The organism is Lutispora sp. QWL-02, assembly GCF_058315355.1.
On sequence record NZ_CM177762.1, the window covers coordinates 4,092,441 to 4,105,136 of the forward strand.

The following is a 12,696-nucleotide window of genomic DNA, read 5'->3' on the forward strand; positions in this document are numbered from 1 at the left end:
CTAAATATGCCCATTGCTTCTATTAATTGTTTGCAATCAGCATATATATGGTGTAAAATATTGCTAACACATTTGCATAGGGGGGCTCTGAACTCATGAAAATGGTGCATCTAAAAATCATCAATCTGCTGCTCATCATCCTTCAAATCCTCACGCTTTTATATTTCAGCATCAAAATTTACAGACTGAAGGTTATAAGCTCCACGGACTGCCTGACCGGGTTATATAACAGGCAGCAGTATAATAAAGAAATTATAAATGCAATCAATAGGCTGAAAAGCAGAAGTTCTCATTTATCCCTGGTCATTATCGATATCGATGATTTCAAAAATATTAATGATACCTGGGGCCATTTAGCAGGTGACAAGGTTTTAAAAAGCATTGCAGATATGATAAGAAGCAATATCCGCACTCGTGATATTGCAATAAGATGGGGCGGAGAGGAATTCACTTTGATCCTTCCTGATACAGACGAAAATGAAGCTTATATTCTATGCGAGAGGATAAGAGCTCTCATTGAAGCATCATCGTTCAATGATATCAATGTCACCGTATCCATGGGCATAGCGAGTATTGATAAGCACACCAAGCCGGATATTTTATTAGGTATGGCGGACAAGGCATTATATAATGCAAAAAAAATAAAAAATTCCATATCTACTATAGGCGGTGAAAATGAGCATGATACCATCGGAGCATTATAAGCGGGAGATTGAAAGATTCAGGAAGCTTCTTCATGAAGCTATAGAAAGCAAGGATGAGGAAAGAATATTGAAGGCCAGCATGGAGCTGGACAAGCTGATTGTACAATACGTGCAGATGACAAAGGAAAAATAGAAGCGGCTTGCACCGCTTCTATATATACATTGCTTTTTAAAATTATCCGCAATCATCAGTTCTGCCTTAGTTGCCGCTATCTAGGCATAAAATCCTTCGGTCTCTCCTTTTCCTCTCCCAAATGATATAAGATGCTCTCTCCTATCCTCTCCGAAGCAAAACCATCTCCATAAGGATTTACCGCATTGGCCATTCTCTGATATTCTTTTTCATCCTCCAGCAATAAAGCTGCCATATCATATATATTTTTTCGTTCCGTTCCTGCCAGCTTCAGCGTACCGAACTCGATCGCTTCAGGCCTTTCCGTCTCGCCGCGCAAGACCAAAACCGGCTTGCCCAGGGACGGGGCTTCTTCCTGAAGTCCTCCCGAGTCCGTGAGAACAAGATGGCATCTATCCATCAGGTTGTGCATTTCCAGCACATCTATAGGGTCTATCAAGTGAATTCTGTCCTGATTCCCAAGGATTGAAAATGCTGTGTCTCTCACCGCCGGATTCATATGAACAGGATAAACTATCTCAGTATCCTTATAATTCCCAATGATGTCCTTCAATGCAAGGCATATGTTCTCCAGGGGTCTGCCCAGGTTCTCCCTCCTGTGAGCCGTGACCATTATTATTCTTTTCCCGAAATCCAGAGCTTTAAGCACCGGATTATTAAAAACATAATCTTTCCTGACTGTAGTCTTTAGGGCATCTATTACCGTATTGCCCGTTATGTATATGCTGCCTTCTGAGACGCCTTCGGCCAGCAGATTGTTTTTTGAATTGCCGGTAGGAGAGAAATGTATGTCCGCCAACGCTCCTGTAAGCTTCCTATTCATTTCCTCCGGATAGGGATAATATTTATTGAAGGTCCTGAGGCCTGCTTCCACATGACCCAGCTGAACCCTATTATAATAAGCGCCTAGGGCTCCGCAAAAGGTGGTTGAAGTATCTCCGTGCACCAATACCATATCCGGCTGCACTTCTTTTATAACATTATCCAGGCCGGTTAATGCATTGACCATAATATCCGTCAGGCTTTGCCTGTTTTTCATTATGTCCAGATCAAAATCAGGCTTTATCCGAAAAATATCCAGAACCTGATCCAGCATCTCTCTATGTTGTGCAGTAACGCATACTACAGATTCAAAGCTTTTGCTTTCCTGAAGAAAATTTACAAGAGGAGCCATTTTTATGGCTTCGGGCCTGGTTCCAAATATGGAAAGAATTTTTATCATATGCAACCTCCTAAAAAAAGCACAGCCATTTTAAGGCCGTGCTATTTTTTTGTTATTTTTTATACATCAAGTTTGTTTTTGCCTTTTCCTGCATCTAATAACCCTAAATATTTTACCCCCATAGAGGCCAAAAGAAAAACCACAAATACAAGTATATATGCTGTCTTAAGCTTCGTTTCCACTAAAGCTATGGCTCCTACACCCAAAATTGCGCTAACCGAATAAAGGGTCAGCACTGCTTTCTTTTGGCTGTAGCCTTTAGCCAGCAGCCTGTGATGCAAATGTCCTTTATCCGCTTCCACCATGGATTTGCCGCTGGCAAACCTTCTTATCATGGCAAACAAGGTATCAAATATAGGCAATCCCATCGCAAAGATAGGAACCAGTATAGATAAAGCAGTTGCACTCTTTAAAACTCCCATTACAGATATTACGGAGAGCATATAGCCTAAAAATAGAGCTCCCGTATCGCCCATAAATATCTTGGCAGGGTTGAAATTGTAGGGTAAAAACCCTAAAGTTGAGCCTGCAAGTATTGCAGTCATAATTATATAGGGTTGTTCCGGCCCTACAAGCATAGCGACTGTCAAAAGAGTCACGGATGATATGGCGGATACTCCTGCCGCCAATCCGTCAAGGCCGTCAATAAGATTGAAGGCATTGGTAAGCCCCACAATCCATAATAATGTTATAGGATAAGCAAATATCCCCAGCTCTATCCATTTGGCCTTGTAAATAAAATACAAAGGATTGGTGAATCTATCTATTCTTACACCGCAATATATGGCGATAATAGCTGCAATTATTTGGACTGCAAACTTTGTCTTTGGTGAGAGAGGCTTAATATCGTCAAAATACCCGCATATTACTATCATAGTTGCACCTGCCAATATGCCTAAAACCTTTTCATTCAGAGGAACAAACAGGAGTATGCTCATAAGGCAGGCAAAATAAATAGCTAATCCACCTAATAAAGGAGTGGGTTTTTTGTGAACTCTTCTATTATCCTTTGGTACATCTATGGCTTTTACTTTTTCTGCCCAACGCTTAACAAATGGAGTTGCAGCACATGCGAAAGCAGCTGAAGCGGCAAAAGCCATGAACAAGTCTTTCATCTTATCACTCCCGGGTATTATAGTATAATCTGTCCAATATTTTCATTTTAAAACAAATGATATTTAAAGTCAAACTTGTATTATTCAGGTTTTATCAATTCTCCCCTTATTATTTTTTACTCTTTTTTAAAAATAACGTTATGTAAATTTTTCTTTTTTGTTTTTTAAACCACGAAAAGGCACTAAATTATGTACTAAAAATCACTAAAGGCCATATCGAAAAACAAGAAGCTCTTATGCTGCTATTTCTTATTTGAATATAGTATTATATATCACGCAGGAATGAGAGTTGTGAAAATTTTCCGTGTCTTTCAGTGGCTGCCGTCCCCATCTCTCCTATTCCGTCATCCTTATAACCTGAATCCCCGATTCTTCCAACATTTTCATTGACAAGGAATCGTTATAAGCTTCCCTTAAAACTATCCTTTTTATACCAGAATTTATTATCATTTTTGTACAAACCACGCATGGGAACAGGGTAATATATATTGTGGCTCCATCTATAGCAGCTCCAAATACAGCGGCTTGAATTATAGCATTTTGCTCGGCATGAAGTCCGCGGCATAACTCATGGCGTTCACCGGAAGGAACATTGAGGTCGCTTCGAATGCATCCTGTTTCACAGCAATGCTTCAGCCCTTTCGGCGCTCCATTATAGCCCGTAGATAAGATACGGTTGTCCTTAACAATTATAGCGCCTACTTCTCTTCTCAGGCAAGTAGATCTCTTCTTCACCAATTCTGCAATTTCCATGAAGTATTCATCCCATGAAGGCCTTTCCCTATTGCTTCCCATAATATTCTCCTTTTTAACCACTGAAGGTCTCTGAAACTTTCACTAAATTTCACGAAAAGTCTGTTTATTTTTTGTACGTGCTTCGTATATCAATGTTGCCCTTATAAAAACACTTCCGTGATTTCCATCTTACTTAATTCTCTACTTGGTCCCAAACAATCTGTCGCCGGCGTCTCCGAGGCCCGGTACTATATAGCCGTGATCATTGAGCTTTTCATCCACTGCAGCCACATAAATCTCTATATCGGGATGAGCGCTTACTACAGCATCTATGCCTTCAGGAGCTGCCAGAAGATTGACCAGCCTTATACTCTTGGCCCCTTTATCCTTAAGGAAGGTTATGGCTGCTATTGCAGAGCCTCCTGTTGCCAGCATCGGATCCAGCACGATAAGATCTCTTTCTGCCACATCTGTAGGCAATTTACAGTAATATTCAACAGGCTTTAAGGTCTCAGGGTCCCTATAAAGACCTATATGTCCTACTTTAGCCGTAGGCACAAGGTTCAAAAGCCCATCTACCATGCCTAAGCCGGCCCTCAATATAGGAATTATCCCCAGTTTTTTCCCTGATATAACCTTTGACGTAGTTTTGCATATTGGAGTTTCAATTTCTATATCTTCTAAAGGGAGGTTTCTAGTAACCTCATAACCCATAAAAAGTGCAAGCTCCTCTACAACTTCTCTAAATTCCTTAACGCCTGTATTCTTGTCCCTCAAAATTGTCAGCTTGTGCTGCATCATCGGGTGGTTTATCACATGTACATTGCTATATTCTTTCATACTCTTCCTCCTTCTTTTCTATGTGGTATTCCTGCTAGTCGCTAGTCTCTGGTATTAAGGCAGGCCGTTGGGGTCTGAATCCTCAGTTCTATCCCCCTACTTCCTATACTTTTCTTCTATATCGCTTATTTTATTGACTCGCCTTTCGTGCCTTCCGCCTGCAAACTCTGTTTCCAGCCAGATATCTACAATCATCTTGGCCAATTCTACGCCTATCACTCTCTCTCCCAGGGCCAGTACATTAGCGTTATTGTGTTCCCTTGATGCCTTGGCTGAAAAACAGTCTCCGCATAGTGCAGCCCTTACCCCCGGTACTTTATTGGCTGCTATGGATATGCCGATGCCGGTGCCGCATATCACTATGCCTCTGTCAAACTTTCCTGAAGCTACTGCTTCTCCCACTTTATGCCCGTAGTCCGGATAATCAACAGATTCCTCAGAATATGCACCATAGTCTTCGTATCCAATGCTCTTGCTTTTCAATTGCTTCATTATTTCCTGTTTCAGTCTAAATCCGCCATGATCGCTGGCAATAACAACTTTCAAGAAATCATCTCCTCCTTATTTAGGGTATTCCTTATAGATCAGCCCCTAGCCTCTGGCCGCTAGCTTCTGGTATTAGGGTAGGCCGCTGGGGTCTTAGGGTTTACGGGAATTCCTCCGTGAAAATCCGTGTTCCCCGTCTCTCCTGAGTTCTGAGCTCTGAACCCTGAGTTCTATAATCCTATTTGCCTATTTTTCCGATGGCTATTTCCAGATACTTCTTTATCTCATCTCTGCATTGCTTATAGGTGTCAAGGTCATAGCCGAAGGGATCCGAAATATCTCCTTCTTCACCGCCGGTTGCATATTCTATCAGAGTAAACACTTTGTCCTTTATATCCGGCATTATATTCAGTATGTGGCTTTTATGAGCTCTGGTCATAGCCAATATCAAATCAGCTTCCCGCAGCATATCGATATCAAGCTTTTGAGACCTGTGGCCCGTGAGATCAAGGTCAAGCTCTTTTACAGCCTCTATAGCATTATCTGATGCAGGCAAAGAAATATATACAGAGGTACCTGAGGATCTCACATTTACCTTACCATCCAGATTCCGCCTTTTTAACATTTCTTTAAATAGTATCTCAGCCATGCTGCTCCTGCACGTATTGCCGGTACATACAAAAAGTACATTGAACATATCTTTACACCTCAATGATATTGAAGCCTGCGGCTTTTTTCATTCTGTTCATAACCGCCAGCCCCAAATATTCTTCGCTTATTGCTTCTGCATATATGGTATCCACTGCAAGCTTATCAAATTCCCTTAACGCATTAAACAAGTTATGGGCCGCCTCAGCACTGTCCCTTCTGCTGCCTATGGATATAACGCTATATCCTGGATAACTGTCCTTGCCCTCATCCACTGTCAGTATTCCAACCTTTAGTCCTCTATCCCGGTCTTTACTTGCAAGCTCCAAGATCTTTACCCTGACTTTGGCTTCATCTCCCCTGATTATTGCCATAGGTGCCTTAGGAGCATAGTGGGTATATTTCATACCGGGAGACTTTGGGATGCTTCCCGGTTCGAGTCCTTTATCTGTTTCCACATCCCCCAATACCTTGCTAAGCTCCTCCAGGGTTACTCCGCCCGGTCTCAATACCACAGGCGTATCTTCGGAAATATCTATGACAGTTGACTCTACACCAACTCTTGTGCTCCTGCTGCAGAGTATAACATCAACCTTGCCGTCCATGTCGGCTATCACATGCTCCGGTGCAGTCGGACTTGGCTTGCCGGATATATTGGCACTGGGAGCTGCAATAGGCACACCGCTTTTTTCAATAAGGCTCAGCGCAATTTCATCGTCGGGCATCCTTATAGCCACAGTATCTAATCCTGCAGTCACTTCCCCAGGTATGGCTTTTGATTTTTTGAATATTATGGTGAGGGGTCCAGGCCAGAAAAAGGCCATAAGTTTTTGTGCTTTTTCAGACAAAGGCTCCCCTATACAATAGAGGAGCATATCATAATTGGAAATATGTACAATTAATGGATTGTCAGAAGGTCTGCCTTTGGCTTCAAAAATGCGGCTCACGGATTTTTCATCAAGGGCATTGGCACCAAGTCCGTAAACTGTCTCAGTAGGAAAAATAACGGTGCCGCCTTGTCTTATAACCGTTGCCGCTTCATCAAGGGCTTCATCATTTATATTTTTATCATCAAAATAGTAGACTTTTGTTTTCACAGTACTTCCTCCTGCGTTAAAACTACAAATATAATATCACAAAAATTCTTCAAGAACAATAAAAAACTACAATATCATTGTAACATAAAGCCCTACCAGTATTCCCACCAGCATGCCTATCGTCGGGATTCTTCCCCTATATAGGGTCTGAGTCTTGGGTATAAGCTCTCCGCAAGTTATGTAAAGCATTGCACCGCCGGCGAAGCCTAAGCACAAAGATACAAATATCGGGGATATATCTCCCAGCAAGGCTCCGATCAACGCCCCTATGCCTGTGGGTATGCCTGCTACAATCGTATAGAACACTATTTTCAGCCTGTTATAGCCTCCGATCCTCAAGGGCACTGCCATAGCTATTCCCTCAGGCATATCATGCAAGCCCATAACTATGGCAATACTCAATCCCATTGAGTTTCCTGCAGCAAAGCCGGAGCCAATGGCAAGGCCTTCGGGAAAATTGTGCAGGGCTATGCCAATACCCAGCAATATGCCGCTCTTTATCAATGTACTGTCCAACCCGGCTGAAACACTCCTTATCTCAGGAACCTCCGGCATGATTATATCCGCCAGAAAAACCGCTGCTACACCAAATAGTATTCCTGCGAATCCTATGAGCATACCACCTATTTCAAAGGCGTGAGGCATTAAATCGAAGCATACTACAGCCAGCATTATTCCTCCTGTGAATCCCAGGAGGATTCCCATAAATTTCTTGCCCGGATTTTTCAAAAAAAATACTATGGCACCTCCGATTCCGGTGCCCACCATTCCGGATATAAATCCTATTATTGTAACGGCCAATATCCTGTTCATAAATTTACCTCCAGGTTTCCGCAAAATGTCACCTGTATATTGTATTCCTCCGGAGGTAAAAAAAGAACGCCATGTGATGCGCCAAACGATGAAAGGGGCCTCTGAAAAATCACTCGGCCCTGTAGGTCTTAGGCCCCTCTTCCTTTACTCTGCTTACACTGCCTCCTCTTGAAGCCGTGATCGGAACAGCAAACATGATGCCCGTGTCAGGCTTTGACATATCTCCCCCACAAATCTTTTCTATCTCATCCATAACTTTGTTCAATTTTTCTCTGCTTTCTACAACAGTAAAAAGTGTTTTATTGTTGGCTATATCTGTATCAAGGGATTTCATGAAACCTCCTATAAGAGGTATCTCCTTTCCTATGTTCCTTCGAAGCTTACCGGCCCCAACGCTATCAATTATAGTAGCCCCTGTGATACCAATATCCTTCATTTTTTTTAATATCTCATTCAAGCACTCGGCTTTATTGAAAACTGCGAATAATGCGTACATGCGAGCACCTCCAGTTTGATTATTATTATCTATCATAATTTTACTACCTTTCTTCACAAATATCAGTATTAATTTTCAAATCATGCTGCTTTTTCAAAGGATTTTTTCAAAAATGGCGGTGTCACAACTGTAGTAGCCAGTATCATAAAAATAATGGCGGCGAAAAGCCCTGTAGGCACAACTCCCAGCTTCAATCCGATATCCGTTACTATCAAAGCCACTTCTCCTCTGGGTATCATACCTATACCTATCTGCAGAGATTCTTTTTTATTGAATCCTAAAAACTTGGCAATTGCCCCGCAGCCTATGAGCTTGCCCAGCACTGCCGCAACCAAAAGTGCCATACCGAAGGGCAGATCATTGAGCATATGGCTTATATCAACCTTCATGCCTGTTACGACAAAGAATATTGGTGTCAGGAGAAGATAAGACAGTTCCTGTACACTATAGGACACCTTGTGTCTAAAAGGTGTTGCCGATAGTATCATACCTGCCAAATATGCTCCTGTAATTGCTGCCACTCCCATTTCTTCAGCTATAAAGCCAAAGACTAAACAGAAAATAAGGGCTATAACAGCTATACTTTGAGTAGTATTTTTCGTGGTAAAATATTTCTTTGTGGATCTTATTATAAATAAACCTATTACAAAGGCAAATATAAAAAACCCTACGAGCTTCGCCAGCACCAAAAAAAAGCTTTGACCGGCACCGGGCTTTACCAAGCCTGTAACCAGCGATAAGAGCACTATACCGATTACATCATCTATAACTGCTGCTCCCAGTATCGCAATACCCTGTTTTGTTTTCAACTTGTCGATTTCTCTTAGCGTTTCTACAGTTATACTTACCGAGGTTGCAGCTAAGATTACCCCGATAAAAAATCCTTCCTCTATAGGATTTCCAAATAAACTGCTGGCAGCTATTCCAAGCACTATAGGAACAATAACTCCCCCTATGGCAATTATCAGAGACGATTTACCGGATTTTATCATCTCGTCCAGGTCTGTTTCCAGCCCTGCTATAAACATCAGCAGTATTACACCTAAATCCGACATGTGGATAAAGGTTTCTGTCGGCGATACTATATTCAATAGGGAAGGCCCTATTATTATACCGAATATTAGCTGTCCTAAAACTGCAGGCTGATTTAATTTTCTGCATATATAACCTCCCAAAGCTGCAGCGGTCAGAACCACCGAAAGCTGCAATAAAAATATCATAGTCTCAACCCCTTATTTATGTTAATTTTTTAGCGTTATATCCCTATTATAGTTATTATTGAAATAATTACAAATGCCATTAGTTGAAGCCTTAAAATTCTTTAAGAAATAAACATGCAGGAAAAGTTGCAAAAAAATATATGCATGACTTCATTGCATATATACGTTGTGCTAACTGATAACATTGCAGAGCTCCGGTGAACTCTTTTATCAGTTAGGACAATAAGGTTACTGCAGTAAAATCATTGCATATATACTTTCCCAGCTTTTGCCTTAGCATCTGATGATCATTCTTCGTTTTTGAGCTTTTCAGCTTGATCTGTGGTTATAAGCGCATCGATCATCTCATCCAGATCCCCGTCAATGAAGGCATCAAGCTTATATAAAGTGAGTCCTATCCTATGGTCACTGACCCTGCCCTGAGGAAAGTTGTAGGTTCGTATCCTCTCGCTTCTGTCTCCAGTACCTACCTTGCTCTTTCTGTCGCTGGCCAGCTCTGCGTTTTGCCGCGCTATCTCCGCATCCAGGAGCCTGGATTTCAATATCTTTAATGCCTTCTCTTTATTTTTCAGCTGTGACTTCTCATCCTGACAGGACACTACCGTACCCGTGGGGATATGAGTAACCCTAACAGCCGAGTCTGTAGTGTTTACACTCTGTCCGCCATGACCGCTGGATCTGAAAACATCTATCCTGACATCATTCATATCCAGTTCAAAGTCCACATCATCAGCCTCCGGCATGACTAGCACCGTAGCAGTAGAGGTGTGTATCCTGCCCCCTGCTTCAGTAGTCGGGACTCTCTGGACCCTATGGGCTCCGCTTTCATATTTCAGCCTGCTGTAAGCGTCCTTGCCGTTTATCTCAAAAATTACTTCCTTGTAGCCGCCTATGTCCGTAGGATTTGAGCTCAGCATCTCAACCTTCCAGCCCTGCCTCTCTGCATATCTTGTATACATCCTGAACAAATCCCCGGCAAACAAGGCCGCTTCTTCTCCTCCTGCCGCGCCTCTTACCTCAACAATAACGTTCTTGTCATCATTTGGGTCCTTGGGCAGCAGCATGATCTTCAATTCTTCCTCAAAAGCCGACTTTTTATCCTCAAGTTCGGAAATCTCAGTCTTGATCATTTCTATCAATTCTTTATCTTCCTCTTCGCTGAGCATTTCTTTTGAATCCTCAATACCCTTCAGCACAGACTTGTATTCTCTGAATTTCTGAACCAAGGGCTCCAGATCAGAATGCTCCTTCACCAGCTTTTTCCACAAGCTCTGCTCCCCTATGATCTCCGGGTCGCTTATCTTGTGGCTCAAATCCTCATATTTTTCTTCTATAAATTCAAGCTTATCATACATTTTTAATTACTCCTCCAAATAACAGTATACAATGCGATCCAATCCGGCAAGATCCTTTTCTATCCGGACATCCTTATATATTCCATGATCCTCGATAATCTTTTTTAAAGCACGGCCTTGATCATATCCTATTTCAAAAGCCAGTAAACCGCCTTTTTTCAACAGCTTAGCAGCATCCTTCACTATCCGGGCATAAAAATCCATGCCTTCCCTTCCTCCGTACAGCGCTAAGTGGGGTTCAAAGCATCTGACGCCGGTTGGGAGACTATCCATATCCTTTTTTGATATATATGGAGGATTTGAAACCAATGCATCTAACCTTCCCTCCAGACCTTCCTCAAATAACGGCTCCAGCAAATCTCCCCGGAGCAGCTTCATCCTTCTCCCCAGCTGATGCTTCTCAATGTTCCGCCTGCAGCACTCAAACGCATCCTCGGAAATATCCGCAGCATAAACATAAGCATGGGGAATATAATAAGCAAGGCTCACGGCTATGGCGCCGCTGCCTGTACATACATCTGCAATACAGGGCTTTTCTTTTCCCTTTAAGAGCTCCAGGGTCTTCTCCACAAGGATTTCCGTATCAGGCCTCGGTATGAGCACATTTTCATGGATAGAGAAATCAATGCACATGAACTCCTGGCAGCCTGTGATATACTGTATAGGCTTTCCCTTCTTGCGCTCCTCCACAAGCCTGAAAAAATCCACAGTCTCTTCTTCACCGAGGACCCTGTCCCTGTATTTTATGATATCTATCCTTTTCATATCAAGTACATGACATAAAATCAATTCTGCATCCAGGATATAGCTGGGGCATCCGGATTCCCGGAGCAAAATCACACCTTCCTTTAACAGGCTTCTAATGGTATAGTCTACCACAAGTCAGCCTCCTTATCCTCCACCAAAACATTCTTCAAGGCTGTGATAGCTACCTCAATCTGGCTGTCGTCAGGCTCTCTAGTAGTGATCTTTTGCAGCCACAGGCCGGGAGCGGATATGGCGCATACAAGCTTTGAATCGCTTCTTCCTGCCCACTTTATTATCTCATAGGATATACCCGCCACTACAGGCAGGAGGAGAATCCTGGTTATCAGCCTTACAGGCAGGCTGGGCCATCGGAAAAAGGAAAAAAGCAAAATGCTCACTATCATGACGATAAACAAGAAGCTGGTACCGCATCGCGGGTGCAGTCTTTTATGCTTTCTGACATTTTCAACAGTGAGCTCTTCCCCGTTTTCATAGCAGAATATGGTCTTATGCTCAGCGCCGTGATATTCAAAAACTCTTTTTATATCCTTCATCTGTGATATAAGAGCGATATAGCCTATGAAAATAGCTATTCTTACAACTCCCTCCACCAGATTCATAAGCAGCGGGGTTTTTGATACCTTGCCCAACAAGCTCACAGCAAGTGTGGGAAGCAGTATAAACAAGCCTGTAGAAAAAGCTATGGACAATAATACGGCTATTGCTATCATATTCTTTTCCATAAACTCATCCAGCTTCGAGGCCTTCTTTTCTTCCTTCGGCTCTTCATCCTCGAAAAATTCCGCCGAAAAAGTAAGGGCCTGAACACCGATTACCATAGAATCAATAAATGCAAACATCCCCCGAATGATAGGCATCTTGGATATTTTTTTTCTATTTGCTTTAAGCTTTTCTTTTTTGAGAGCAATTTCACCATCCGGCTTTCTGACGGCTATGGCAATATCTTCGGGTCCTTTCATCATGACCCCCTCTATTACGGCCTGGCCGCCAATGCTTGTTTTCTTCATTTCAATTCCTCACAATCTATAAATAACGCAACATAGGGGAACGCAAACCACTGAAAG

Annotated in this window: 15 protein-coding genes; 2 read left to right on the forward strand and 13 right to left on the reverse strand. The window is 42.4% G+C overall.

Going from position 1 to position 12,696, the window contains the following annotated elements; genetic code table 11:
* Nucleotides 1-95 precede the first annotated feature (95 nt).
* Together AC4HCY_RS19515 and AC4HCY_RS19520 are read left to right on the forward strand one after the other, a co-directional pair.
* Nucleotides 96-704 (forward strand): GGDEF domain-containing protein, encoded by a 609-nt coding sequence (locus AC4HCY_RS19515; protein ID WP_491094951.1) that lies wholly within the window; start codon nucleotides 96-98, stop codon nucleotides 702-704.
* Complete coding sequence (locus tag AC4HCY_RS19520) at nucleotides 676-837, forward strand: aspartyl-phosphate phosphatase Spo0E family protein (RefSeq protein ID WP_323432807.1); 162 nt, start codon at nucleotides 676-678, stop codon at nucleotides 835-837. The genes AC4HCY_RS19515 and AC4HCY_RS19520 overlap by 29 nt, the downstream gene beginning before the upstream one ends.
* A gap of 76 nt (nucleotides 838-913) precedes the next feature.
* On the opposite strand, the gene wecB is transcribed toward AC4HCY_RS19520, so the two are convergent.
* The 13 genes from wecB to AC4HCY_RS19585 all read right to left on the reverse strand — a co-directional run bounded on the left by wecB (nucleotide 914) and on the right by AC4HCY_RS19585 (nucleotide 12,639).
* Nucleotides 914-2,065 carry a non-hydrolyzing UDP-N-acetylglucosamine 2-epimerase gene (gene wecB / locus AC4HCY_RS19525; protein ID WP_491094952.1) on the reverse strand — a complete coding sequence of 384 codons (1,152 nt, stop codon included), beginning with the start codon at nucleotides 2,063-2,065 and terminating at the stop codon, nucleotides 914-916.
* Between the two features lie 53 nt (nucleotides 2,066-2,118).
* Complete coding sequence (locus AC4HCY_RS19530) at nucleotides 2,119-3,174, reverse strand: MraY family glycosyltransferase (RefSeq protein ID WP_491094953.1); 1,056 nt, start codon at nucleotides 3,172-3,174, stop codon at nucleotides 2,119-2,121.
* Between the two features lie 336 nt (nucleotides 3,175-3,510).
* Complete coding sequence (locus AC4HCY_RS19535) at nucleotides 3,511-3,969, reverse strand: deoxycytidylate deaminase (protein ID WP_323432804.1); 459 nt, start codon at nucleotides 3,967-3,969, stop codon at nucleotides 3,511-3,513.
* A 141-nt stretch (nucleotides 3,970-4,110) separates the two neighbouring features.
* Nucleotides 4,111-4,749, reverse strand: coding sequence for a uracil phosphoribosyltransferase (upp, locus tag AC4HCY_RS19540; protein WP_323432803.1), 639 nt, complete (start codon nucleotides 4,747-4,749; stop codon nucleotides 4,111-4,113).
* A gap of 96 nt (nucleotides 4,750-4,845) precedes the next feature.
* Nucleotides 4,846-5,295 (reverse strand): ribose 5-phosphate isomerase B, encoded by a 450-nt coding sequence (gene rpiB, locus AC4HCY_RS19545; RefSeq protein ID WP_323432802.1) that lies wholly within the window; start codon nucleotides 5,293-5,295, stop codon nucleotides 4,846-4,848.
* Nucleotides 5,296-5,473: 178 nt separating this feature from the next.
* Entirely contained in the window at nucleotides 5,474-5,884 is a 411-nt protein-coding gene (locus tag AC4HCY_RS19550; protein WP_491094954.1) for a low molecular weight protein arginine phosphatase, read from the reverse strand.
* A gap of 52 nt (nucleotides 5,885-5,936) precedes the next feature.
* Nucleotides 5,937-6,980, reverse strand: a complete 1,044-nt coding sequence (locus AC4HCY_RS19555) for an L-threonylcarbamoyladenylate synthase (protein ID WP_323432800.1) — start codon at nucleotides 6,978-6,980, stop codon at nucleotides 5,937-5,939.
* A 66-nt stretch (nucleotides 6,981-7,046) separates the two neighbouring features.
* Nucleotides 7,047-7,793 carry a ZIP family metal transporter gene (locus tag AC4HCY_RS19560; protein WP_323432799.1) on the reverse strand — a complete coding sequence of 249 codons (747 nt, stop codon included), beginning with the start codon at nucleotides 7,791-7,793 and terminating at the stop codon, nucleotides 7,047-7,049.
* Nucleotides 7,794-7,902: 109 nt separating this feature from the next.
* Complete coding sequence (locus AC4HCY_RS19565; RefSeq protein ID WP_323432798.1) at nucleotides 7,903-8,289, reverse strand: P-II family nitrogen regulator; 387 nt, start codon at nucleotides 8,287-8,289, stop codon at nucleotides 7,903-7,905.
* 80 nt (nucleotides 8,290-8,369) lie between these two features.
* On the reverse strand, nucleotides 8,370-9,509 hold the full coding sequence (locus tag AC4HCY_RS19570; protein ID WP_323432797.1) for a cation:proton antiporter: 1,140 nt from the start codon (nucleotides 9,507-9,509) through the stop codon (nucleotides 8,370-8,372).
* A gap of 287 nt (nucleotides 9,510-9,796) precedes the next feature.
* Complete coding sequence (prfA, locus tag AC4HCY_RS19575; RefSeq protein ID WP_323432796.1) at nucleotides 9,797-10,864, reverse strand: peptide chain release factor 1; 1,068 nt, start codon at nucleotides 10,862-10,864, stop codon at nucleotides 9,797-9,799.
* A gap of 6 nt (nucleotides 10,865-10,870) precedes the next feature.
* Nucleotides 10,871-11,743 carry a peptide chain release factor N(5)-glutamine methyltransferase gene (gene prmC, locus AC4HCY_RS19580; protein ID WP_491094955.1) on the reverse strand — a complete coding sequence of 291 codons (873 nt, stop codon included), beginning with the start codon at nucleotides 11,741-11,743 and terminating at the stop codon, nucleotides 10,871-10,873.
* Complete coding sequence (locus AC4HCY_RS19585) at nucleotides 11,737-12,639, reverse strand: DUF1385 domain-containing protein (RefSeq protein WP_323432794.1); 903 nt, start codon at nucleotides 12,637-12,639, stop codon at nucleotides 11,737-11,739. The genes prmC and AC4HCY_RS19585 overlap by 7 nt, the downstream gene beginning before the upstream one ends.
* Nucleotides 12,640-12,696: the final 57 nt, after the last annotated feature.